Genomic DNA, 23,827 nt, shown 5'->3' on the forward strand with positions numbered 1-23,827 from the left:
CGCTCGGCCGCCTCACCCGTGGTCAAACCCGCGCGCACACCCGCCCAGAACAGCGAGCGTGTCGCCACGCTCAACCCTGAACTGCCTCTGCTGCCAACCCTCACCGCAACCCCACCTCAGGTCAGGGTGTTGCACCCACCCCATGAACCCAAGCGTCGGAAAGTGGGCACTCGACTTTCCGCCCGGTCGAGTGCTCAGTTCTCGACGTCGGAAAGTGGGCACTCGTTGGTGGGGGGAGCCGGGGATCAGGCGGGGAGGCCGTAGCGCGCGACGAGGTGCCAGACCCGCTTGAGGTGCTGTGGGTCGTGCAAGCCGGTCCGCGCGGCCTCGCCGACGACACGGGGCGTCAGCGCCCCGCCGACCGCGATCGCCTCGCCGAGCTCGACGAACTCGGGGCCGCGGTAGTCGGGGTGGGCGCGCAGCTCGTCGAGCGCCAGCACCCAGCCCCCGTGCCACTCGACCGGCACGCCCAGGCGGTGTGCGTCGTCCTCGACCTCGGTGCCGCGGAAGGACGGGTCGAGCACCAGGGCCTCGACATCCGTCGCGAGGTCGACGACCCCGTGCACGTGGGCCTCGACGTAGTCGTCGAGCGGATCGGGTTCGGCTTCCCCTTGAAACAGGGCCGGCCGGGCGTCGGCGAGCTCGCTCAACGCGTACGCGGTCGACACCCCGAAGTGCTCGGGCCCGAACACGCTGTCGGGAAAGCAGAACGTCGTGGCGGCGAGGGTGTGCGGCGCGAGGCGCAGGTGCGCCGAGCCGAAACGGGGGGCCGCGCCGACAGGGGAGCGGTGCCGGTCGAGCGCGCCGTACTTCGGCCTCAGGGAGGCGTCGGCGCTGTCGTAGGCGCCGCCGAAGATCCGGCTCTCCCACACCCACCGGTCGCCGCCGGGGTGGGCGGTGAGCCCGCCGTTGCTCGTGCCGGTCTCGAACTGGGAGCGGTAGACCCCGTCGCGCGCCATCGCCGCGAGGACCGTCGCCCCGCCGACGAGCCGGTCGGGGTGGAAGTTCAGCGTGACGCGCAGGTCAGGGTCCAGGGCCGGCCCGCTCGCGTGCCGCGCCACGTGCGCGATCGCACGGGTCACGGCAGGCGGATGTTCGGGCACGGCGCCATCCTCACACCCGCGCGCGGGCAGCGGCGAGATGCGTCGCTGCCACGACACTGCGTGAGGGAGTAGGACTGTGCCATGGGCACGATGACCGACTTCCCCGACCACGACCTCACCGCCTACTGCGCCGACCCGCCCGGCGAGCCGCGCGGGGCCGTCGTCGTCATCCAGGAGATCTGGGGCCTGACAGACCACGTCAAGGACGTCGCCGACCGCGTCGCCGCGCAGGGCTACGTCGCCGTCGCGCCCGACCTGCTGCGTCACGTCGGGCTGACACCCGACGTCGGGAGCCGCCTGTTCGACCTCGTGGCGCGAGGCACCGAGGAGGAGCGTCTCGAGGTCCAGCCGCAGCTGCGCGCGGCCACGACACCCGCTCGGCAGCCGGAGTTCGCGGCCTGGGCGGTGCCGGCCCTGACGGCGGTCGTCGACTCCCTCGTGGCCGAGCCGGGCGTCGAGGGCAGGGTCGCCGTCGTCGGCTTCTGCTTCGGCGGCACGTACGCCTTCGCCCTCGCCGCCGCCGACCGCCGGCTCAAGGCGGCCGTGCCCTTCTACGGCACGTTCCCCGAGCACGCCGACCCCTCGACGATCGCGTGCCCGGTGCTCGCCTTCTACGGGGAGGACGACCGCGGGATCACCGACGGGGTGCCCGAGTTGGAGGGGCGGATGGCGGACGCCGGGGTCGACTTCACGGCGCGGGTCTACCACGGCGTCGGGCACGCCTTCTTCAACGACGCGTCGCCGTCGAGGTACAACGCGGAGGTGGCCGCCGACGCGTGGCAGCGAACGTCGGACTTCCTCGACGCGCACCTGGGCGGCCGCACAGCGACCTGACAGGCGATTCGTCCCACTCGCCGGCCCCGGTGCAGTAAGTCTTGGGTATGACCGACCAAGAGCACCCCCTCGTCCTCGGCCCCATGCTGCGCTACGTCGGCGAGACCGACGCGACGGTGTGGGTCGAGACAGCGCAGGCGGGTCGGGTCGCCGTCGAGGCCGACGGCCGCTCGTGGAGCGCGCCCACCTTCTCGGTCAAGGGCCACCACTACGCGCTCGTCGTCGTCGACGGCCTCGTGCCGGGCGGCAGCTGGGACTACACGGTGACCGTCGACGGCGCCCTCGCGTGGCCCGAGCCCGACAGTGCCTTCCCGCCGTCGCGCATCCGCACCATCGACCGTTCCCGTCCGACGCGGCTGCTCTTCGGCTCGTGCCGCACGAGCGTGCCGCACGACCGAGAGGGCCACCGCACGAACGGCGTGGACGCGCTGCGCACCCTCGCCCTCGCACTGTCCCGCGGCGAGGAGGAGTGGCCCGACCTCGTGGCCTTCCTCGGTGACCAGGTCTACGCCGACGAGACGTCCGACGCGATGCGCGAGTTCATCGCGAGCCGGCGCGACGTCGAGCAGCCGCCGGGCGAGGAGATCAAGGACTACGAGGAGTACGCCCACCTCTACTGGCTCGCCTGGAACGACGACGCGAACCGCTGGCTGCTGTCCACGGTGCCGAGCTGCATGATCTTCGACGACCACGACATCCGCGACGACTGGAACACCTCGTGGACCTGGCACGAGGAGATCAACCGGACGGCGTGGTGGCACGAGCGGCTGATGGGCGGGCTCACGTCGTACTGGGTCTACCAGCACATCGGAAACCTTTCCCCGGGCCAGCTCGCCGACGACGAGATCTACGCGAAGGTCCTTGCGGCAGCGGGGGGCTCCGGCGACGGCGGTCCCGAGCTCGACCTCACCGACGCCGTCTTCGACCTCGCCCGCCGCTCCGACCGCCACCCCGAGGTCTACCGGTGGAGCTTCAGTCGCGACCTCGGCGACAGCCGACTCGTCGTGGTCGACTCGCGGGCCGCGCGGGTGCTCGAGCCGCACCACCGGTCGATGCTCGACGCCGACGAGATGCGGTGGTTCGACGAGCAGCTCACCGGCGACGTCGAGCACCTGCTCATCGGCACCTCCCTGCCGTTCATGCTGCCGCCCGGCCTGCACGACTTCGAGGCCATCGACGAGGTGCTGGCCATGGGCACCCACGGCCGGCTCGTCGCAGAGGTCGGTGAGAAGGCCCGGCAGTCGATCGACCTCGAGCACTGGGCCGCCTTCAACGACGGCTTCGTCGAGGTCTTCGAGTCGGTGATGGAGGTGGCGCGAGGCGAGCGCGGCAAGGCGCCGGCGACGGTCGTCTTCCTGTCGGGCGACGTGCACAACTCCTACGTCGCCGAGGTCGTCGACGCCAAGGCCCGCCACGGTGCCCGGTCACGCATCGTGCAGGCGGTCTGCTCGCCGATCCGCAACCCGATGCCGCGCGGCGTGCGCGTCATGATGTCGCTCTTCGCCCGCGGCCTCGTGCGGCCGATGCGGTTCGTGGCGGGCCACTCGAAGCACGTGCCCGACCCCGCATATCCGTGGCGGGTCACCGACGGCCCGTGGTTCGACAACTGCCTCGCCGAGCTGACCGTTCAGGGCCGCGACCTCTCGATCGTCTGGCGCGGCGGTGAGGTGCGTGACGGTGACGACGCGCACCCCGTCCTGACGAAGGTGTCGAGCGTTCGGCTCCCGGCGGCCGTCCGGTCATGACCGCGGCGCAGCACGCGGATGAGGTGGCGCGCCGGGTCGCCACAGCGCACAAGGCAGTTCGGTCGTATGCCGCCAACGACCGCGTCGCGGCAGCACTCGTCGCCGGGTCGGTCGCCCGGGGGCTCGCCGACGCGTCGTCCGACATCGAGCTCGACGTCTACTGGACCTCCCCACCGTCCGTGGCAGATCGCGAGGCGGCCGTCGAAGGAGCCGGCTTCGACCGCGTCTACGCCGAGGAGGACGAGCACGAGTGGGCCGACGGCCTGCTCGTCGACGGGGTGAAGATCGACGTCAGCGGCTTCGTCATGACCACCATCGACGCATACGTCGACCGGGCGCTCGCGGGCGACACCGACGCCGAGCTGCAGGTGCGGGTCACCGCCCTGCGCGACGGCATACCTCTGCATGGCGACTCCGTCATCGACGCGTGGCGGTCACGCTGCACCGACTATCCCGAGGCGCTCGCGGTGGCGATGGTCGAGCAGGGCCTCGACCTGCGCAGCCGCGAACGGCTGGAGATGCTCGCGGCGCGCGACGACGTGCTGCTGCTGCACCGCGACCTGCTCGACGGGGTGCAGGGCGTGCTCGACGCGCTGTTCGGCTGAACCGGGTGTGGATGCCGCACCCGTTCCACAAGTGGCTCGACTGGGAGCAGTCGTTGCTGCCGCACCGCCCCGACCACCTGGCAGCGCGCATCCGCGGGCTCCTCGTCGCGCCGCCGCACGACGCGGTCCGCGCACTCGCCGGCTTGGTCGACGAGACGTACGCCCTTGCACGAGAGCACGTCCCGGCCGCAGACCTCACGCACCTGCGCGACGCCTTCGAGCTGCGGCGGGTCAGGTGAGCTGGATCAGCGAACCGGAGGTCAGGAGACGCGCACGAGGAGGATGCGGTCGTCCCCTGCCATCCACACCGAGCCCTGCGCGATGGCGATGCCGCTCGGCGAGTCCTCCGGCGGACCCCACTGGGCGACCGGACCGGTCACGCCGGCCCGGCTCGTGCGACCTTCGGTCTGCGGCCACCCGTAGTTGCGGCCCGGGCGGATGAGGTTGAGCTCGTCCTCGCTGTGGTCGCCGAACTCGGAGGCCCAGAGCCGCCCGGCCGCGTCCCAGGCGATGCCCTGGACGTTGCGGTGGCCGTACGACCAGACAAGGGTGCCGAACGGGTTGCCCGGCGCGGGGCTGCCGGCGGTCGTCATCCTCAGGATCTTGCCGCCGAGCGAGCCCTTGTCCTGGGCGAGCGATGGCTGCTGCGCCTCGCCGGTGGTGGCGTAGAGGTAGCCGTCGGGACCGAAGGCGATGCGCCCGCCGTTGTGGTGCACGTTGTGCGGGATCCCGCTGACGAGCACTCGGGGGGTGCCGAGCTGGCGGCCGGCGGGCGCGGACGGGTCCCACGGGATCGCCGCGACGCGGTTGTCGCGGGACGTGGAGTAGTACGCGTACACGAGGCGGTCGCGGGTGAAGCCCGGCGACACGGCGATGCCGAGCAGGCCCGCCTCGCCCTGCTGGGCCACGTTGGAGACCACGCCGGGCACGGTGCCCACACGGGTGAGGCGACCCGCGGCCACGTCGAGCCGTGAGATCTGGGAGCTGTCGCGGGCCGAGACGAGCACCGACCCGTCCGGCAGCTGCGCCAGCCCCCACGGCACGTCGATGCCGGTGGCGACGGTGCGCACGACCGTTGCGGTCCCGATGGGGCGCCCCGGCCTCGACGGCACGGCCGGACTCGCCGGCGCGGCAGGGCGCGTCGCTGTCGCCGCGCTCGTCGACCTCGCGGGGCTGCTCGGGCTGCCCGTCGAGGTCGTTCCGGCCGGTGGCGTGGAGGTGGTCGGGCTCGAGGAGGTGGACGACTGAGCCGCAGTGCTGCTGCCGGCTCGTGTGCCCGGCGCAGCCGGGACGTCGGTCGAGCACGCCGCGACCAGACTCAGCCCGAGGGCCGCCGCGACAAGGGCGGTCCGGCTCCTGCCTGTCGCCATGAGGCACCTCCGGTCTCGACCGTAGCGACCGCGACTGTGCGTGCCGAGAGGCCACGGTCGGGAACAATCGTCCCGAACCAAGAGTTGAGTCTGGTGAGCGCAAGATTTGCGAGTCCGGCTTTGACAATCACGGCCCGGTCGGAGCACATTGAGCGAGGGCCGGTTCGCGGGCAGTCGCCCCGGACCGGCAAACACCGGATCCACCCAGACCATCAAGGAGTCACCCATGGCACGCGCCGTCGGCATCGACCTCGGTACCACCAACTCGGCCGTCTCCGTCCTCGAGGGCGGCGAGCCGAGCATCATCGCGAACGCCGAGGGCGGGCGCACGACGCCGTCCGTCGTCGCGTTCTCCAAGAACGGCGAGGTGCTCGTCGGCGAGGTCGCCAAGCGCCAGGCCGTCACCAACGTCGACCGGACGATCCGCTCCGTCAAGCGCCACATGGGCACCGACTGGAAGTCGCCCGAGATCGACGGCAAGACCTACACGGCGCAGGAGATCAGCGCCCGCATCCTCCAGAAGCTCAAGCGCGACGCCGAGTCCTACCTCGGCGAGACCGTGACCGACGCCGTCATCACCGTGCCCGCCTACTTCGACGACGCCGAGCGCCAGGCCACCAAGGAGGCCGGTGAGATCGCGGGCCTCAACGTGCTGCGCATCGTCAACGAGCCGACCGCGGCGGCGCTGGCCTACGGCCTCGACAAGGGCAAGGAGGACGAGCTCATCCTCGTCTTCGACCTCGGTGGCGGCACGTTCGACGTGTCCCTCCTCGAGGTCGGCAAGGACGCCGAGGACGGCTTCGCCACGATCCAGGTGCGCGCCACCAACGGTGACAACCACCTCGGTGGTGACGACTGGGACGACGTCGTCGTCCAGCACCTCATCACCCAGGTCAAGAACAAGACGGGCCAGGACCTCTCCAAGGACAAGATCGCGATGCAGCGCCTCCGCGACGAGGCCGAGCGCGCCAAGAAGGAGCTCTCCACCGCGACGAGCACCAACATCTCGGCGCAGTACATCTCGATGACGCCCGAGGGCCCGATCCACCTCGACGAGAACCTCACCCGCGCGCAGTTCGAGCAGATGACGAAGTCGCTCCTCGACCGCACCAAGGCGCCGTTCCACAAGGTCATCGAGGACGCCGGCATCAAGGTGGCCGACATCGACCACGTCGTGCTCGTCGGCGGTTCCACCCGTATGCCGGCCGTCACGAACCTCGTCACCGAGCTGACCGGCGGCAAGGCACCCAACAAGGGCGTCAACCCCGACGAGGTCGTCGCCATGGGCGCCAGCCTGCAGGCCGGGGTCCTCAAGGGTGAGCGCAAGGACGTCTTGCTCATCGACGTCACGCCGCTCTCGCTCGGCATCGAGACCAAGGGTGGACTGTTCACCAAGCTCATCGAGCGCAACACCGCCATCCCGACGAAGCGCTCCGAGATCTTCAGCACCGCCGACGACAACCAGCCGTCGGTCCTCATCCAGGTCTTCCAGGGTGAGCGCGAGATCGCCCAGCACAACAAGTCGCTCGGCACCTTCGAGCTGACCGGCATCGCGCCGGCCCCGCGTGGCGTGCCGAAGATCGAGGTCACCTTCGACATCGACGCCAACGGCATCGTCAACGTCAGTGCCAAGGACCAGGGCACCGGCAAGGAGCAGAAGATGACGATCACCGGCGGCTCGGCCCTGTCGAAGGAAGAGATCGACAAGATGGTCAAGGACGCCGAGGCGCACGCCGACGAGGACAAGAAGCGTCGCGAGGAGGCCGAGGTCCGCAACCAGGCCGAGCAGCTCGTCTTCTCGACCGAGTCCTTCCTCAAGGAGTCGGGCGACAAGGTCCCCGCCGACGTCAAGACGCCGGTCGAGGAGTCGCTCGCCGACCTCAAGGCCGCGATCGCCGAGGGTTCCGAGGCCAGTGCCGACGACATCAAGGCCAAGGTCGAGGAGCTCAACACGAAGTCGCAGGCCATGGGCCAGGCGGTCTACGCGTCCGAGCAGGCTCAGGCGAACGCCGGCGCAGCGGGTTCCGCTGACGCGCAGGACGGTTCGCACGCCGGCGGTTCGGCGGGTGCGTCCGCCGGTGCCGAGGACGACGACGTCGTCGACGCCGAGGTCGTCGACGACGACGAGGCCAAGGAAGCCAAGTGACCGAGTCAACCGGGCCCGCGGGCAAGGGCGCGACGGGCGAACAGCCCGACGTGACCGCCACGGGTGCGCAGGGTGCCGGCAGCGGTGACGCTGCCGGCGCCCCGGCGCCCGGCACGCGCCCTGCTGGTTCTGAGCAGGAGCACGCGTCGGCCGGCGACAAGCGCCATCACACGTACTACGAGGGAGGCCCGGGCGCGTCGTCGGAGCCCGGCGGCGAGGACGAGTACGACCACGCCCCAGGCCGTTCCGCCGCGTCGGCCGAGTCCGAAGGTGTCGCCCTCGCCGAGGAGGACACCATGGCCGCGACGTTGCTGGCCGACCTGCAGCGGCTGCAGGCCGAGTACGTCAACTACAAGAAGCGCGTCGACCGCGACCGCGAGGTCATCCGCCACTCGGCCGTCGGCAGCGTCGTCGAGTCGCTGCTGCCGGTGCTCGACGACATCCACATGGCCCGGCAGGCCGGCGACCTCTCCGGGGGGCCGTTCGCGGCGATCGCCGACAAGCTCGAGGCGACGCTCGGCCGTTACGGCGTCGAGCGCCTCGGCGAGGCCGGGCAGGAGTTCGACCCGAAGGTGCACGAGGCCCTCATGCACGTCGAGGCCGAGCTGCCCGAGGGTGCGACGGGCACCACCGTCGTCCAGGTGCTCCAGCCGGGCTACCGCATCGGTGACCGGCTCGTCCGTGCCGCGCGGGTGTCGGTTGCCGACCCGGCCTGAGACGTCCGCCGCCGGGCTGCACGCGCAGCCCGGCGGCATACCCGATGATGGGAGCAGGGTGAATCCCACCGTGACCAAGGAGGTGCGCCATGGCTAGCCAGGACTGGTTCGAGAAGGACTTCTACGGCATCCTCGGCGTGCCCCAGGACGCCGACGCGGCGACGATCAAGAAGACCTACCGCAAGCTCGCCCGCACGATGCACCCCGACCACAACGTCGGTGACGTGAAGGCGGAGGAGCGCTTCAAGGAGATCGGCGAGGCGTATGCCGTCCTGTCCGACCCCGAGCAGCGCCGCGAGTACGACGCCATCCGTGCCATGTCGCACGGCGGCGCCCGCTTCACGGCGGGTGGCCCCGGCGGCGGTGGCGCCGGCTTCGAGGACATCTTCTCCGCGTTCGGCGGTCCGGGTGGTCCCGGCGGTCAGCGCGTGCGCTTCAACACCGGCGGTGCCGGCGGCCAGCCGAACATCGAGGACATCCTCGGGCAGATGTTCGGTGGAGCGGGCGCGCCCGGTGCGGGCTACGGCGGCTACGGTGCCCCTGCCGGGCCTCGCCCCGGCGCCGACGTGCAGGCCAGCACGCGCATCGGCTTCCGCGACGCGGTCGAGGGTTCGACCGTCTCGCTCAGCTCTCCTGACCTCGGCCGTGTCAACGCCCGCATCCCCGCCGGCGTCAAGGACGGCCAGCGGATCCGGCTGCGCGGCAAGGGGCGCCAGGGCGACCCGGGCGCTCCGGCCGGCGACCTGATCCTCACGGTGGCCGTCGACAAGCACCCCGTGTTCGGTCGCGACGGCGACAACCTGACCATCGACCTGCCGGTCACGTTCGCCGAGGCCGCCCTCGGGGCGACCGTGGCGGTGCCGACGCTCGACGGCGGCCAGGTGAAGGTCAAGGTGGCCGCCGGCACCCCGAGCGGCCGCGTGCTGCGACTCAAGGGGCGCGGCGTCAAGCGCGGCGACCAGACCGGTGACCTGCTCGCCAAGGTGCAGGTCGTCGTGCCGCAGCGGCTCACCGACGAGGCCCGTGAGGCCGTCGAGAAGATGGCCGCGGCCGAGAGCGGCCACGACCCACGGGCCGAGCTGTTCGAACGCGCCCGCGCCTGACGGCATACGCCACGGGTGACCGTGAGCGACGACTGACGACTGACGACTGCGGAGGAGGTGGCGAGGATGGCTCGCAGGAGCGCGAGGCCCGGTGGGCACGACGACGACGCACCCGTCTTCGTCATCTCCGTCGCGGCCGAGCTGGCCGGCATGCACGCGCAGACCCTGCGCCAGTACGACCGGCTCGGGCTCGTCTCGCCGTCACGCACCCGCGGCGGCGGCCGGCGCTACAGCACGCGCGACGTCGCCCTGCTGCGCGAGGTCCAGCGGCTCTCGCACGAGGGCGTATCGCTGGCCGGCATCCAGCGGATCCTCGACCTCGAGAACCACGTGTCCGCGCTGCAGTCCCGGGTCGAGGAGCTCACCGCAGAGGTGACCGCGACCCGGGCGGCGCTCGCGGCCGGCGCCTCGGGCGCCCGCGTCTTCGCCGTCGGGCCCAGGGGCGAGGTCGTGGCCGTCCGTCCTGGGCAGCGGCCGCCGCGCACCCCGGCGTCGCAGGCGCTGGTGGTCTGGCGCCCCGAGCGCTGAGCAGGCCCGACCACGAGCCGGCACCGTCCGGCCCCGGCCGGGTCCCGAGCCCGCCGCGATGACGGTGCCGTGTGCAACACTGTGCCAGCCTCGAGCAAACGGGGTGTCGTTACCGCTGGATGCCGCCGGAGGCAGTTGCGTGTTCCTTGTTCCGGAGGTCGTGTGACCCCTCATCACCTCGACGGTGACGCCCCTGCTGGTGTCCCGCGGGCCGATCTCGCCACCCCTTCTGCACGCTCGATCGAGATGCAGGAGCTCTTCGCGCGCACCGACTGGTCGGCCACGACGCTGGGGCCGGTCGAGACCTGGCCTCCCAACCTGCGTTCCATCGTCGACATCTGTCTGTCGTCGGGGTTCCCCATGCTCGTGTGCTGGGGGCCCGAGCTCGCCATGGTCTACAATGACGGCTACCGCTCCATCCTGGGCCGGAGCAAGCACCCGGCCGCGCTGGGCCGACCGGTCGCCGACGTGTGGCCGGAGGTGTGGGACGTCATCGGCCCCATGTTCGACGGCGTCCTCTCGGGCGGCCCCGCGACCTGGGTCGAGGACGAGCTGCTCGTCGTCGACCGCCACGGCTTCCTCGAGGAGGCCTATTTCACGTGGTCCTACGGCGCCATCCACGACGCAGACGGCGCGGTCGCCGGCATCCTCAACGTGGCCGTCGAGACCACCGACAAGGTGCTCGCGGTGCGCCGCGCCTCGGCTGCCGTGGAGCTCTTCGAATCGCTCACCAGCGGCCGACTCCCCGAAGACCGTGAGCAGGTGCGCGCCCGCGCCCTCGAAGTGCTCTGCAAGCAGCAGGCCGACCATGTCGCGGCCGACCTGGTGTGGCTCGAGGACGAGCAGCTCGGCTCGTCGCCCGCCGGGAGCTCCGACGAGCCCGACGACGTCGACGACGTCGAGGTCGAGGGGGTCTCCGCCGTTCGGGCGGTGCCCGTGGTCGAGCCCGGAGCCACCCGTCCCACCGCGCTGCTGCGCCTCGCCGAGAACCCTCGGCGGCCCTGGGACGCGTCGATGCAGACGTACGCCGAGCTGTGTGCCTCGCACGTGGGCACGGCCCTCAGCGGCGTGCGCCGGCGCAAGGAGGACCGCCAGCGTGCAGAGGCGCTCGCCGAGCTCGACGTGGCGAAGTCCGACTTCTTCGCCAACGTCAGCCATGAGCTCCGCACTCCGCTGGCACTCATCGCCGGGCCCGTCCACGACGCGCTTGCCTCCGACGGCCTGGATGCCGAGCAGCGACGGCGCTTCGAGATGATCGCGCGCAACACCGACCGCCTGACCGGACTCGTCGACCGCATCCTCGACCTGACGCGGGTCGAGGCCGGTGCCGTGGAGCCACACTGGGTCTCCGCGGACGTCGCGTCGCTGGCGAACGGCATCGCCGCCAACTTCCGTCCAGCCATCGAACGCGTCGGCCTGGAGCTCGGCGTGGAGTGCGACGACCTGGGCCGTGAGGCACACGTCGACGTCGACATGTTCGAGCGCATCGTGCTCAACCTGCTGTCCAACGCCATGAAGTTCACCCCGAACGGACGCATCGACCTTCGCCTTGCAGCTCGCAGCGACGGATACGAGGTGTCGGTCAGCGACACCGGCATCGGCATCGCGGAGAAGGATCGCGAGCACGTCTTCGACCGCTTCCGGCAGCTCGCCGGCCGTGACAACCGCAGGTCCCGCGAGGGGGCCGGCATCGGGCTGTCCATCGTGCGTCAGCTGGTCGGCCTGCTCGGTGGCACGATCACGTTGGTCAGCGAGGAGGGACGGGGGAGCACGTTCACCGTCCGCCTGCCGTGGGGGGCCGTCCCGTTGCGGTCGGCGGTCCGGCCCTCGATCACACCTCGACCGGCCGAGTCCTTCATCAGTGAGGCGGCGGCGTGGGACGTGCGAGGTTCGGACGAGGAGACCGGGCAGCCCGAGCAGCCACAGCAGCCCGAGCAGCCCGAGCAGCCCGAGCAGGTGGGCCGTGTCGGTGACCTTGCCTCCGCCGGCCGACCGACCCTCCTCGTGGTCGAGGACAACCCGGACATGCGCCAGCACGTCACCCGGCACCTTCGCGACGACTACGACGTCGTGACGGCGCGTGACGGAGTCGAGGCCCTGGCACAGATGCGGGCCTCTCGACCCGCGATCGTGCTCGCCGACGTCATGATGCCGCGCATGGACGGACTGACCCTCGTGCGCGAGATCCGCGACGACCCCGCGCTGCGTGACCTGCCGGTCGTCCTGCTCTCGGCCCGCGCCGGAGTCGAGGCCAGCACGATCGGGCTGACCATGGGCGCCGACGACTACGTCGTCAAGCCCTTCGACCCCGCCGAGCTGCGGGCCCGACTGGCCGCCAACCTCGTTCGCTCACGGTCACGCTCGCGCGATGCCGCCTGGCTGCGCGCCATCATCGGTGCCATCCAGGAGCCGCTCCTCGTCGCCGATGCCGAGGGCACCGTCGTCGAGCTCAACGACGCCTTCACGCGCGACTACGGATGGTCACTGGCCGACGGCCCGTTGACGCCGCCCTACCCGTGGTGGCTCCCGGCCGCCGAGGCTCCCGTCGAGCACGAGGCGCATGCACGTCGGGTCGAGCTGCTGCAGACCGGCCAGGCGTTCCTCGACGAGCACTACCGCATCCGCAGGCGCGGTGGCGGCGAGGCCTGGGTCCACACGCGAGCGGCAAGCGTTCCCGAGACGCCCGACCACGCCGGCTTCGTGCTCGGGGTGGCCCGCGACGAGACCCGCGAGCGCGAGGCCCGGATGCGCCGCGAGCTCGCCGGTCGGGTCGCTGTCGACCTCGCCTCTGCAGAGAGCCTCGACCAGGCCCTGGCCACCGCCGTCACCGGTTTCACCGTGCTCTTCGACGGTGAGGTGACCCTGCGGGTGGCCGACGACAAGGGCGCCGTCGTGGTGCTGTCACCTCGAGGTCGGGTCCAGCCGTCCGAGCTCGACCACGCCGTCCGCGCGGGTCTCGAGTCGGGTCCGCACGGCCACGACGCCCTCGTCGGTGACAAGCGTGAGGGCCTGCTGCTCCTGCCGACCTCACAGGAGTCCGAGTGCCGCGCGTGGGTGCAGTTCGACGAGCCACGCATCGTCGGCAGCGACGAGCTGATCGTCGGCGACCTGCTCGCCCAGACCCTGGGCCAGGCGGTCGACCGGGTCGTCAGCCGTCGGCAGCGGTCGGAGAAGGAGCACCAGCTCGAGCAGGCCATCGAGAGCCACCGGCTCATCGGCCACGCGGTCGGCGTGCTGATCGAGCGCCACCGCATCACGGCCAAGCAGGCGTTCGAGATGCTCCGGCAGGCCTCGCTCAACCGCAACATCAAGCTGCGCGAGATCGCCGCCCGCGTCGTCGAGAGCGGTCAGGACCCCGACTCCGCCTGACCCTCCGCCTCACCAGTCACGCGGCCCGGTCGCCGTACGCCCTTGTGCCACGGCCTGATCGGGCCGTGTCGCGTTTTGGAGCCGACGCGAGCTGATGCAAGACTGTGCCTGCCTCCAAGTTCGCGGGCCTCTCCCACGCATACCCTGGAGGCCCCCGTGAGCGCCCTGCACCCCGCGACGCCGTCCGCCGGCGGCTCGAGCGCAGGTCGTGCCGGCGCCGAGCGCATCACCGAGGCGGCCCGCCGGCTGGTCCGCTCCGAGGACCTCGAGGACGCCCTGTCCGTCGCGGCTGCCTCCATCGGCGAGGTGCTCTCTGGGGAGGCGGTGCTGCGCGTGACCACGAGCCAGCACGACCTGTATGCCGGTGCCTCGGGTCCCGTGCCGCCGTCGGCGCTGCCACCGACGATCCGGGCCGCGCTCGACGCCGGCAGTTCGGACGACAGCGACGTCGTGCTGGTGTCGAGCGGCGAGCACGCGCTGTGCCGCGTCTGCGTGTCCATCGACGTGACAGAGCTGCCGAGCGCCGTCGACCTCACCTTCGCCGAGCTGCTGCTGCACTCCCTCGTGCAGGCCGTCGACCGCATCGTCACGGTCGACCGCTTCCGCGCGAGCGAGGCGAACCTCGAGCGGGCGGTCGAGAGCCATCGTCTCGTCGGGCAGGCGATGGGCATCCTCATCGAGCGCCACCGCGTCCTGTCCGGGGAGGCCTTCGACATCCTGCGACGCGCGTCGCAGGACAACAACGTCAAGCTGCGCGAGGTGGCCCAACGCGTCATCGAGAGTGGTTCGGAACCGGACGAAGTCGTCTGACCGTGCCGAAGCGCCCGTTCGGTCAGCGCAGGGGCTGGTCGCCCCGCACCGCCGCGAGCACCCGCGCCAGGAGGCCCGGTCGGGCGGCGTCGGCGGCGAGGGGCCGGCCAGACCTCTGCTGCGCGTCGGCCGTCGGGGGCCTCCGGTGGGTGGCTGCGCCATTCGGGTCGCCACCCTCGAGGGTCGCGGCCAGCGACTCGAGGGTGGCGTCGACGTCCGCCATGTCGTAGCCGCGCTGGAGCGACGTGGTCGTGAACCGCACGTCGCGCACCCGAGACGCGAGCCCCGCCGGGGAGGCGCCGGCCCGCAGGGCAGCGACGAGCTCGTCGATGAACCTGTCGACCTGGACGACGTCGTAGCCCTGGCGGAGCTGGGTCGAGCGGAACCGGGCCTTGGTCAGCTCTGTCACGAGGCGGGCGGAGTCCATGGTGCCGAGCGTAAGGTCAGCAGCGTGCGGGCGCGCGTGACGGCATACAGGACCGGCGTGGCGCGCACGGAGTTGAGCGGAATACACTCAACTTGCCACCGGTTGTCTCCAGTGATCCCCACCCCGCACGAGGAGAACGCATGGACCTACAGCTGACCAACAAGGCTCAGGAGGCCTTCGCCCAGGCCGCGACCACCGCGACCGGCAAGCACCACCCGAACATCGAGCCGGCTCACCTGCTGCTCGCGTTGGCAGCCCAGAGCGGCACGACGACCCCCGCCCTGTTGACGGCGGGCGGCTCGAGCGTCGCCGCCGCGACCGCCGCGGCCGAGCGAGCGATGTCCTCCCTGCCCCAGGTGAGCGGCGTCGCCCAGCAGCCGCAGCTCTCGCCGGCGTCCCTTCGAGCGATCCAGCAGGCGCAGCAGTACATGACGTCGATGGGCGACTCCTACGTCTCCACCGACCACCTGCTGCTCGCCCTCGCGCGCACGGGTGCGTTCGGACTCGACGCCGACGCCATCGAGAAGGCCATCCCCGACCTGCGCGGCGGTCGCCCCGTCACCTCCGACAACCCCGAGGGCACCTTCGAGGCGCTCGCGAAGTACGGCACCGACCTCACCGCCCGCGCGCGCGACGGCAAGCTCGACCCCGTCATCGGCCGCGACGCCGAGATCCGGCGCGTCGTGCAGGTGCTGAGCCGCCGCACGAAGAACAACCCCGTGCTCATCGGCGAGCCCGGCGTCGGCAAGACCGCCGTCGTCGAGGGCCTCGCCCAGCGCATCGTCGAGGGCGACGTGCCCGAGAGCCTGCGCGACAAGACGCTCTACAGCCTCGACCTCGGCTCGATGCTCGCCGGCGCGAAGTACCGCGGCGAGTTCGAGGAGCGGCTCAAGGCCGTGCTCGAGGAGATCCAGGGCAGTGACGGGCAGATCGTCACGTTCATCGACGAGATCCACACCGTCGTCGGCGCGGGCGCCGGCGGCGAGGGCGCCATGGACGCCGGCAACATGCTGAAGCCGATGCTCGCCCGCGGCGAGCTGCGTCTCGTCGGCGCGACGACGCTCGACGAGTACCGCAAGCACATCGAGAAGGACGCCGCGCTCGAGCGCCGCTTCCAGCAGGTCTTCGTCGGCGAGCCGTCGGTCGAGGACACCATCGCCATCCTCCGCGGTCTCAAGGAGCGCTACGAGGCCCACCACAAGGTGACCATCGCCGACTCGGCCCTCGTGGCGGCGGCCAGCCTCTCCGACCGCTACATCTTGGGCCGCCAGCTGCCCGACAAGGCCATCGACCTGATCGACGAGGCCGCGTCGCGCCTGCGCATGGAGATCGACTCGAGCCCCGTCGAGATCGACGAGCTGCGCCGCGCCGTCGACCGCCTCAAGATGGAGGAGTTCGCGCTCGAGCAGGAGACCGACCCCGCCTCGCGCGAGCGCCTCGAGCGCCTGCGCAAGGACCTCGCCGACCGCAGCGAGGAGCTCGCCGCCCTCAACGCGCGGTGGGAGGCCGAGAAGTCGGGCCTCAACGCCGTCGGTGACCTCAAGGCCCGCGTCGACGACCTGCGCACCCAGGCCGACCGCCTGCAGCGCGAGGGCGACCTCGGTGCTGCCTCGAAGATCCTCTACGGCGACATCCCGACGCTCGAGAAGGAGCTCGCCTCGGCCCAGGAGCGCGAGGCCGCGGCCACGGCCTCCGACGAGGGGCCGATGGTCAAGGAGGAGGTCGGCGCCGACGACATCGCCGACGTCATCTCGGCCTGGACCGGCATCCCCGCCGGACGGCTCCTGGAGGGCGAGTCCGAGAAGCTGCTGCACATGGAGCAGCACATCGGCGCCCGGCTCATCGGACAGGCCGACGCCGTGCGCGCCGTGTCCGACGCCGTCCGTCGCACCCGGGCGGGCGTGTCCGACCCCGACCGGCCCACCGGCAGCTTCCTGTTCCTCGGCCCGACCGGCGTCGGCAAGACCGAGCTCGCCAAGAGCCTCGCCGACTTCCTCTTCGACGACGAGCGCGCCATGGTGCGCATCGACATGTCGGAGTACTCCGAGCGCCACTCGGTCGCGCGCCTCATCGGCGCCCCTCCCGGCTACGTCGGCTACGAGGAGGGCGGCCAGCTCACCGAGGCCGTACGCCGTCGGCCCTACTCGGTCATCCTGCTCGACGAGGTCGAGAAGGCCCACCCCGAGACCTTCGACATCCTGCTCCAGGTGCTCGACGACGGTCGCCTCACCGACGGCCAGGGCCGCACCGTCGACTTCCGCAACGTCATCCTCGTGCTCACCTCGAACCTCGGCTCCCAGTTCCTCACGGATCCGACGCTGAGCCCCGAGGCCCGACGCGAGTCGGTCATGGGCGTCGTGCGGTCGGCGTTCAAGCCCGAGTTCCTCAACCGACTCGACGAGGTCGTCGTCTTCGACGCCCTGAGCCGCGACGACCTCGCCCACATCGTCGACCTGCAGGTGCGCGCCTTCGGGACGCGGCTGTCCGACCGCCGGATCACCCTCGAAGTGACCAACGCCGCCCGCCGGTGGCTCGCCGAGCGGGGCTACGACCCCGCCTACGGTGCCCGGCCACTGCGGCGGCTCGTGCAGCGCGAGATCGGCGACCGGCTCGCGAGAGGACTGCTCTCAGGCGACGTGCGCGACGGTTCGACCGTCACCGTCGGAGTCGACGACGCCGGCGAGCAGCTCACGCTCGGCTGAACACCTCTGCGTCCCAACCGAACTCGCGAGCCGCCACGACGTTCTCCGCGCGGTCGTCGGTGAACCACACCTCGTCGCGGGCCAGCCCGCGCCCGAGGTCACCCTCGATCGCGCGGTGGGCGGCGGCATACGCGAGCGGGTCAGGTTTGGCGACGCCGAAGTCAGCGGTGTTGAGCAGCCCGTCGAAGAGCCTCGCCAGCCCGAGCAGCTCGAGCTCGGCGGGCACGTTGTCGGTGCCGTTGGTGAAGACGTAGGTGCGGTGCCCCGCCGACCGCAGCTCCCCGAGCCGCTCGACGGTCTCGTCGATGACGGTTCCCCGGTTGGCCCGCCACCGCTCCATGTGCTCGCGCACCCGATGCGGCTCGGGCGTGGCGTCCTCGAGCGCGGCGCAGATGGCGGCATACCAGTCGTCGAACGTCTGACGCCCGGTGATCGTCGGCGTCAGCAGGTCGCTGTGGAACGCGGTGGCCGCGACGTGGCCCGTGGGCAGGCCCAGCGCGGCCTCGATGGCCGCGCTGGGGTCGCCCGGCGCGAAGTCGCGCACGACACCGTCCAGGTCGAAGACGTATGCCGTGTGGCCCGTCACGCGGTGGAGTCGCGGTGCGCGCGCTCGTCGGCCCGGTCGGCCGCGTCGGCACGATCCGTCCCGTCGACGCGGTCCGCCCCGTGGTTCGCGCGGTCGTCATCGGCCCAGGAGGCCGTGCCGTCCGCGACGCTGCCCTGGGCGCGGCCGGTCACGACGTCGGCACGAGACGGACCCTCGCGCTCGCGCCACTCCGCCTCACGGCGTGCGAGCTCCGCCTCACGCGTGTCGAGGCCCTCGTGGCGTGCGGCCAGCTCGCTCTCGCGGCGGCGCAGGTCGTCGTCGCGCAGACCGGCCTCCTCGAAGCGGCGCTCGTGCTCGAGACGAGCGGTCTCGGCGCTCTCCTCGACCTCGCCGATGCGTGCCGAGGCACGCTCTTCGCGGCGCAGCCGCGCCCGCCGACGTGCCGAGGCCGACAGCAGGGCCCAGCCGAGCGCGAAGAGCAGCACGGCGACCGCGCCGTAGAGCACGAGCTCGATCGGCGAGGCATCACGTGAGAACCCGAAGGCCGTGACCGTGACGGCACCGGCTGACGCGCGGGTCGCCAGGTAGGCGACGACGCCGGCTCCGGCGCCCGCCAGCAGCAGGATGACTCCGAGCAGGGCCATGGGTGGTGCTCCTTCGGCAAGGGGCGGGGTTCTCCCGCCGTGAACGTCCCCGACCCTAGCCATACCCACATTCGCCCGTCGGTCCGAGAACGGGCCGGGGCCCTCGGTTAGCCTGACCCCCATGCGCACCACGGGAAAGCTCGCCGCCGCCGTCCTCTCGGCGCTCTGCGCCGTCACCGTGGCGTCCTGCTCGAGCAACGGGGGCGACGCCGCGCCGGGGCAGACCCAGCTCTCGCCGGCCCAGCGCCTCGCGGCCGCCAAGGCCAAGGTCGACGCCGCGCCCTCCGTGCACCTGAAACTCGCCAGCGCCAACGTGCCGCAGGGCGCCAGCGGCGTCGTCTCGGCCGACGGCTGGGGCAAGCACCCGCCGGCGTTCAAGGGCACCTTCAAGGTGACGCTCAAGGGCATCCAGGCCGACGCCGACATCACCTCGGTCGACGGCAAGGTCTACGCGAAGCTGCCGCTCATCCCCGGCACCAACGAGATCGACCCGAAGCAGTTCAACCTGCCCGACCCGGCGGTTCTCTTCTCCACCGACAAGGGCCTCACGACCCTGCTCACCGCGACCAGCTCACCCACGGCGGGCGCCCAAGTGCGCCAGGGCTCCGAGGTGCTCACGACGATCAAGGGCACGGTTCCGGGCAAGGCCGTGACCGACCTCTTCCTCATCGGTGACAGCACGGGGTCGTTCACGGCCACCTACGGCCTCACCGACTCCCAGGAGCTGCGCCAGGTCGCCATCGCGGGCCCGTTCTTCGGCGCTGGCTCCTCGTCGACCTACACCCTCACGCTCGACCAGTACGGCCAGCCCGTCACGATCACCAAGCCCTGACGCGGTGACGCAGCCCGCCGGCACCCACCGGCTCGCCCTCCTCTCGGCAGCGTCCGCTGCCGTGGCCCTCGCGGGGGCCGACACCTACGTCGTCGTCCTCGCGCTGACCGACATGATGGCCGGGGTCGGCATCGGCATCGACGCCCTCCAGCGCGCGACGCCGATCATCTCCGGCTTCCTGCTCGGCTACATCGCGGTGCTGCCCCTCATCGGCCGGCTCTCCGACCTGCTCGACCGTCGCCGCATCCTGCTCGGCTGTCTGGTCGTGTTCGTCATCGGCTCGGCGGTCACGGCGCTCGCGGTGGAGATGCCCGTGCTCGTCACCGGTCGGGTGCTCCAGGGCATCGGGGGCGGCGGGCTCGTGCCCGCCACGCTCGCGCTCGTGGCCGACCTGTGGGCCGCCGACCGGCGGGGCACCCCCCTCGGCGTCGTGGGGGCGGTGCAGGAGCTCGGCTCGGTGCTCGGGCCCGTGGTCGGCGCGGTCGTGCTCGCGTGGTCGGGATGGCGGGCGATCTTCTGGCTCAACGTCGCCGCCGCCCTCATCCTGTATGCCGTCATCCACCTCCTCGGGGCACGCGAGCCCTCGCCGCCGGCCGCGGAGGAGGGGTCTGGGCGTGGCCGGGGCGGGCTCGAGAGGGCCCGCACGGTGGTGGCCGCGGCGCTGGCGGTGCTGGGGCTCGGCGTGACGGGGCTGGCTCTCGCGGCGCCCGAGTCACTCGTCACCGACGTCGCTCTCGGCGGGCCGTTCGTCCCGTTCGTGGGCGCGTCGCGGGTGCTGACGCCGATCGGGGTCACCGGCCTCGGCCTTCTCGTCGTGGTGGCCGTGCTCACCGCGCCGCGCTGGTGGGCGGTGCTGCGCCGGGCCGACCTCTTCGGGGCGCTCCTCGTCGCCGTGGCCCTGGGCAGCCTCGTGCTCACGTTCGCGTCGTCCGACCCCGAGAAGGAGGTCGTCGGCCCGCTCGGCTACACCCTGCTGCCGGTAGGGGCGCTCGCCCTCGTCGTCCTCGCCTGGTGGCACCGCACCGCTGCCGACCCGATCGTGCCGCGCGGTGTCGTCGGGGGCCGGGGCCTTCGCTCCCTCGCGGTCAGCCTCCTCGTCGGTGCCGCCCTCGTCGCCGTGGTGGTCGACGTGCCGCTGCTGGCCCGGCTCACCGACAGCTACGACGAGACCGGTGCCGCCCTCGTGCTCGTCCGGTTCCTGCTCGCGGTCCCGGTCGGCGCGCTGCTCGGCGGCTGGTCGCTGCGCCGGCTCGGCGACGGGGCCGCCTCCGCTGCCGGGCTGCTGCTCGCGGGCGGCGGCATGCTCGTGATGTCGCGGTGGACCCTCGACTCGGTCGGTGACACCTTGCCCGCCACCGTGGTGCTCGTCGTCGTCGGGCTCGGCATGGGGCTGGCCCTGGCGCCCGTCAACAACGCGGCCCTGGCCGACTCACCGGCCCACGCGCACGGCGTGGCGAGCTCGCTCGTCGTCGTGGCTCGCATGGTCGGCATGGTCGTCGGGCTGGCCCTGCTCACCTCGATCGGCCTGAGCCGCTACTACGACGCCGTGCGGCGTCTCCCCGACCCGCTCGACACCGACGCCCTCATCGGCGCCGGCGTGGTCCAGGTGCAGACGGTCTTCCTCGGCGGCGCCATCGCCGCGCTGGTCGGTGCAGTGGTGGCCGTCACGCTCGGGGTGCGCCGACCCGACCAGCGCGAGTCGGTGCGCGACGCCGACAGTCCCCGCTTCGTCGGTCTGTGACCAGAGGGCGCCAACGACGCCCACCCGATCCGGTCAGGCGGAGGCGCGCCGGGCCTCGAGCTCGGCGAGCAGCTCACGCACCTCGTCGGCGACGACGTCGGTCGCCTCCCACGGCAGCATGTGACCGGCCGTGGGCAGCTCGGTGAACGTCGCGTGCGGCAGGGCGACGCGCAGGGCACGAGCCCGCGCCACCGGCATGAGGGGGTCGAGCCGTCCGGCGATGATCCCGACCCGGACCCGCCCGAGAGCCGCGCAGCCGGCCTGTTGGTCGGTGACGAGCAGCGCCCCGTAGAAGGCACCGAAGGTCGCGAGCTTCGTCGAGGCGACCTGTGCGCGCGCCGCCTCGACCGCGCTCCGGTCGGGGTCCTCACCGAAGAGGCTGCCCACGAGTGCCCGGATGCGTCCCTGGCCACCGGGCGGCAGGGGCATCCCGCGGGCTGCGAGCCGCATGACGGCTGCCTCGCCGACCCGCTCGCCGAGGGCGACGCCGCACGAGGCCGTGCCGACGAGGAGCGCGGCCCGCACGCGGGACCCGAAGAGGTCGGGACGCTGCTCGGCGAGGGCCATCACCGTCATGCCGCCCATCGAGTGCCCGGCGAGAACCACGGGCGAGGCAGGGGGCACGACGGCTCGGAGCACGACGTCGAGGTCGCGGCCGGTGTGCTCCACCGACACCGAGGCGATCTCGGCGCGACGCAGGCCGATCGTGGATCGTCCGTGCCCGCGCTGGTCCCAGGTCACGACGCGCACCGGCTCGTCCGCGAGCGCGTCGACCACCGGGAGCCAGCTCTCGTGGTTGACGGCCCAGCCGTGCGCGAGCACGACCGTGGGTGCGTCCGGCGCGAGGTCGGGGTCGGCCCAGCAGTGGACCGACAGCACTGCGCCGTCGGGGGTGACGATGCCGCGGAGGTCGTGGCGCCTCACGCGCGACCCTCAGCGACCTCGAAGACGACCGGTGCGTGGTCGGAGGCTCCCTTGCCCTTGCGCTCCTCGCGGTCGATGGCCGCCCCGACGACCCGGCCGGCGAGAGCGGGGGAGCAGAGAGCGAAGTCGATGCGCATGCCCTGCCGCTTCTGGAACCGCAGCTGGGTGTAGTCCCAGTAGGTGAAGGTGCCGGGCTCGCTGGTGTGGGGGCGCACCACGTCGCTGAAGCCGGCGTCGACGACGGCCTGGAACGCGGCGCGCTCGCGCGGCGAGGTGTGGGTGCGGCCCTCGTAGTAGGGCACGCTCCAGACGTCTGCGTCGGTCGGCGCGATGTTCCAGTCGCCGAGCAGGGCGATCTGCGCGCCGGGGTCGTCGGCGAGCCAGGTGCGGCCGGCGGCGGCGAGGGCGTCGAGCCAGCCGAGCTTGTAGTCGAGGTGCGGGTCGTCGAGCGCTCGGCCGTTGGGGATGTAGAGCGACCACACGCGTACGCCCCCGCAGACGGCGCCGATGGCACGGGCCTCGGGCGCCATGGGCTCACCCCAGCCGGGCATCCCGTCGAAGCCGACCCGCACGTCGTCGATGCCGACGCGCGAGGCGATGGCGACGCCGTTCCAGTGGCTCAGGCCGTGGTGGGCCACCTGGTAGCCGAGGGCCTCGAACCGGTCGAACGGGAACTGGTCCTCGCGGGCCTTGGTCTCCTGGATCGCGAGTACGTCGACGTCGGTGCGCTCGAGCCAGGCGGCGACCCGGTCGATGCGGGAGCGGATGGAGTTGACGTTCCAGGTGGCGATTCGCACAGTCGGCCACCCTAGACCGCCGCGCCGACCCCGTGTGCCTAGGGTGAGCCGCATGCCTGCCGACCCGACGACGCACACCCGCACCCGACCCGTGGCCCTCGTGACGGGGGCCAGCGCCGGCATCGGCCGCGAGTTCGCGCTCCAGCTCGCGGCCCGGCAGCACGACCTGGTGCTCGTCGCCCGTGACGTCGCCCGGCTCGAGGCCCTGGCCACCGAGCTGCGCCGCGACCACGCCGTCGAGGTCGAGGTGCTGCCGGCCGACCTCTCCGACCGGGGCGCCCTCCAGCGGGTCGCCGACCGCCTCGTCGACCCGAGCCGCCCGGTCGACCTGCTCGTCAACAACGCGGGCTACGGCCTCAAGGGACGCTTCCTGCGCAACACCGTCGCCGTGGAGGAGGCGGCCTTCGACGTGCTCACGCGTGCCGTGCTCGTGCTCTCGCACGCAGGCGCCACGGGCATGGTCGAGCGCGGACACGGCGCGATCGTCAACGTCTCCTCGGTCGCCGGCTACATCGCGTCGGGCACGTACTCCGCCGCGAAGTCCTGGGTCACCGTGTTCACCGAGGGCCTGGCCGTCGAGCTGTCCGGAACCGGGGCCACGGCCACCGCGCTCTGCCCGGGCTTCACCGACACCGAGTTCCAGGAGCGCGCCGGCATCGGCAGGCGCGGTCCCGACTTCATCTGGCTCGACGCCGCGAAGCTCGTCAGTGGCTGCCTCACCGACGTCGCGAAGGGTCGCGTCGTCTCGGTGCCCGGCTGGCAGTACAAGACGGCCGTGGGACTGTTGCGAGTGGTGCCGCGACCGTTGCTGAGGCGTGGCCTCAGACCCCCCCGGAGGCCGGGTCCTGCTCGCTAGCCTTGGGTGACCGGGCGGCATCGTGACC

General features: G+C 72.1%; 22 protein-coding genes. 15 read left to right on the forward strand and 7 right to left on the reverse strand.

The window, feature by feature from the left end:
- Positions 1–245: 245 nt before the first annotated feature.
- On the reverse strand, positions 246–1,103 hold the full coding sequence (locus tag AC1DE0_RS17425; RefSeq protein ID WP_478102979.1) for a DUF3626 domain-containing protein: 858 nt from the start codon (positions 1,101–1,103) through the stop codon (positions 246–248).
- An 81-nt stretch (positions 1,104–1,184) separates the two neighbouring features.
- On the opposite strand from AC1DE0_RS17425, the gene AC1DE0_RS17430 reads away from it, so the two are divergent.
- The 4 genes from AC1DE0_RS17430 to AC1DE0_RS17445 are packed head-to-tail and all read left to right on the forward strand — an operon-like array spanning position 1,185 to position 4,526.
- Positions 1,185–1,937, forward strand: coding sequence for a dienelactone hydrolase family protein (locus AC1DE0_RS17430; RefSeq protein WP_478102983.1), 753 nt, complete (start codon positions 1,185–1,187; stop codon positions 1,935–1,937).
- Between the two features lie 47 nt (positions 1,938–1,984).
- On the forward strand, positions 1,985–3,682 hold the full coding sequence (locus AC1DE0_RS17435) for an alkaline phosphatase D family protein (protein WP_478102987.1): 1,698 nt from the start codon (positions 1,985–1,987) through the stop codon (positions 3,680–3,682).
- A complete protein-coding gene (locus tag AC1DE0_RS17440; RefSeq protein ID WP_478102992.1) occupies positions 3,679–4,287 on the forward strand; it encodes a hypothetical protein in 609 nt (202 codons plus the stop codon). The genes AC1DE0_RS17435 and AC1DE0_RS17440 overlap by 4 nt, the downstream gene beginning before the upstream one ends.
- 11 nt (positions 4,288–4,298) lie before the next feature.
- Positions 4,299–4,526: a hypothetical protein gene (locus tag AC1DE0_RS17445; protein WP_478102996.1), complete on the forward strand. Its 228-nt coding sequence runs from the start codon at positions 4,299–4,301 to the stop codon at positions 4,524–4,526.
- A 21-nt stretch (positions 4,527–4,547) separates the two neighbouring features.
- Here AC1DE0_RS17445 and AC1DE0_RS17450 read toward each other — a convergent pair whose 3' ends face one another.
- The gene (locus AC1DE0_RS17450; protein ID WP_478103000.1) at positions 4,548–5,357 is read right to left on the reverse strand and encodes a PQQ-dependent sugar dehydrogenase; all 810 of its coding nucleotides are present in this window, start codon (positions 5,355–5,357) and stop codon (positions 4,548–4,550) included.
- On the opposite strand from AC1DE0_RS17450, the gene AC1DE0_RS17455 reads away from it, so the two are divergent.
- The 7 genes from AC1DE0_RS17455 to AC1DE0_RS17485 all read left to right on the forward strand — a co-directional run bounded on the left by AC1DE0_RS17455 (position 5,350) and on the right by AC1DE0_RS17485 (position 14,329).
- The gene (locus AC1DE0_RS17455; RefSeq protein ID WP_478103004.1) at positions 5,350–5,535 is read left to right on the forward strand and encodes a hypothetical protein; all 186 of its coding nucleotides are present in this window, start codon (positions 5,350–5,352) and stop codon (positions 5,533–5,535) included. The two genes, AC1DE0_RS17450 and AC1DE0_RS17455, sit on opposite strands and share 8 nt — an antisense overlap.
- A gap of 348 nt (positions 5,536–5,883) precedes the next feature.
- Entirely contained in the window at positions 5,884–7,803 is a 1,920-nt protein-coding gene (gene dnaK, locus AC1DE0_RS17460) for a molecular chaperone DnaK (protein ID WP_478103009.1), read from the forward strand.
- Positions 7,800–8,519: a nucleotide exchange factor GrpE gene (locus tag AC1DE0_RS17465; RefSeq protein ID WP_478103013.1), complete on the forward strand. Its 720-nt coding sequence runs from the start codon at positions 7,800–7,802 to the stop codon at positions 8,517–8,519. The genes dnaK and AC1DE0_RS17465 overlap by 4 nt, the downstream gene beginning before the upstream one ends.
- Before the next feature lie 89 nt (positions 8,520–8,608).
- Complete coding sequence (locus tag AC1DE0_RS17470; protein WP_478103015.1) at positions 8,609–9,622, forward strand: DnaJ C-terminal domain-containing protein; 1,014 nt, start codon at positions 8,609–8,611, stop codon at positions 9,620–9,622.
- Between the two features lie 66 nt (positions 9,623–9,688).
- On the forward strand, positions 9,689–10,150 hold the full coding sequence (locus tag AC1DE0_RS17475; protein WP_478103018.1) for a heat shock protein transcriptional repressor HspR: 462 nt from the start codon (positions 9,689–9,691) through the stop codon (positions 10,148–10,150).
- Between the two features lie 162 nt (positions 10,151–10,312).
- Positions 10,313–13,519: an ATP-binding protein gene (locus tag AC1DE0_RS17480; protein WP_478103022.1), complete on the forward strand. Its 3,207-nt coding sequence runs from the start codon at positions 10,313–10,315 to the stop codon at positions 13,517–13,519.
- A gap of 156 nt (positions 13,520–13,675) precedes the next feature.
- Positions 13,676–14,329 carry an ANTAR domain-containing protein gene (locus AC1DE0_RS17485; protein WP_478103025.1) on the forward strand — a complete coding sequence of 218 codons (654 nt, stop codon included), beginning with the start codon at positions 13,676–13,678 and terminating at the stop codon, positions 14,327–14,329.
- A 22-nt stretch (positions 14,330–14,351) separates the two neighbouring features.
- Here the strand turns inward: AC1DE0_RS17485 and AC1DE0_RS17490 are convergent, their stop codons facing one another.
- Positions 14,352–14,756 (reverse strand): DivIVA domain-containing protein, encoded by a 405-nt coding sequence (locus AC1DE0_RS17490; RefSeq protein WP_478103029.1) that lies wholly within the window; start codon positions 14,754–14,756, stop codon positions 14,352–14,354.
- A gap of 140 nt (positions 14,757–14,896) precedes the next feature.
- Between AC1DE0_RS17490 and clpB the strand changes: the two genes are divergently transcribed.
- Entirely contained in the window at positions 14,897–17,458 is a 2,562-nt protein-coding gene (clpB, locus tag AC1DE0_RS17495; protein ID WP_478103033.1) for an ATP-dependent chaperone ClpB, read from the forward strand.
- Here clpB and AC1DE0_RS17500 read toward each other — a convergent pair.
- Both AC1DE0_RS17500 and AC1DE0_RS17505 read right to left on the reverse strand, forming a co-directional pair.
- Entirely contained in the window at positions 17,445–18,044 is a 600-nt protein-coding gene (locus AC1DE0_RS17500) for an HAD family hydrolase (protein ID WP_478103037.1), read from the reverse strand. The two genes, clpB and AC1DE0_RS17500, sit on opposite strands and share 14 nt — an antisense overlap.
- The gene (locus AC1DE0_RS17505; protein ID WP_478103039.1) at positions 18,041–18,649 is read right to left on the reverse strand and encodes a hypothetical protein; all 609 of its coding nucleotides are present in this window, start codon (positions 18,647–18,649) and stop codon (positions 18,041–18,043) included. Before AC1DE0_RS17505 ends, AC1DE0_RS17500 begins: the two co-directional genes overlap by 4 nt.
- 121 nt (positions 18,650–18,770) lie before the next feature.
- On the opposite strand from AC1DE0_RS17505, the gene AC1DE0_RS17510 reads away from it, so the two are divergent.
- Positions 18,771–19,481, forward strand: a complete 711-nt coding sequence (locus tag AC1DE0_RS17510) for an LppX_LprAFG lipoprotein (protein WP_478103041.1) — start codon at positions 18,771–18,773, stop codon at positions 19,479–19,481.
- 4 nt (positions 19,482–19,485) lie between these two features.
- The gene (locus AC1DE0_RS17515) at positions 19,486–21,222 is read left to right on the forward strand and encodes an MFS transporter (protein ID WP_478103044.1); all 1,737 of its coding nucleotides are present in this window, start codon (positions 19,486–19,488) and stop codon (positions 21,220–21,222) included.
- A 33-nt stretch (positions 21,223–21,255) separates the two neighbouring features.
- On the opposite strand, the gene AC1DE0_RS17520 is transcribed toward AC1DE0_RS17515, so the two are convergent.
- Together AC1DE0_RS17520 and AC1DE0_RS17525 are read right to left on the reverse strand one after the other, a co-directional pair.
- Positions 21,256–22,146 (reverse strand): alpha/beta fold hydrolase, encoded by an 891-nt coding sequence (locus AC1DE0_RS17520; protein ID WP_478103047.1) that lies wholly within the window; start codon positions 22,144–22,146, stop codon positions 21,256–21,258.
- Positions 22,143–22,943, reverse strand: coding sequence for an exodeoxyribonuclease III (locus tag AC1DE0_RS17525; protein ID WP_478103052.1), 801 nt, complete (start codon positions 22,941–22,943; stop codon positions 22,143–22,145). The genes AC1DE0_RS17520 and AC1DE0_RS17525 overlap by 4 nt, the downstream gene beginning before the upstream one ends.
- 52 nt (positions 22,944–22,995) lie before the next feature.
- Between AC1DE0_RS17525 and AC1DE0_RS17530 the strand changes: the two genes are divergently transcribed.
- On the forward strand, positions 22,996–23,799 hold the full coding sequence (locus AC1DE0_RS17530) for an SDR family NAD(P)-dependent oxidoreductase (protein WP_478103055.1): 804 nt from the start codon (positions 22,996–22,998) through the stop codon (positions 23,797–23,799).
- The last annotated feature ends 28 nt before the right edge of the window (positions 23,800–23,827 follow it).

Source organism: Terrabacter sp. 05T424 (genome assembly GCF_056396225.1).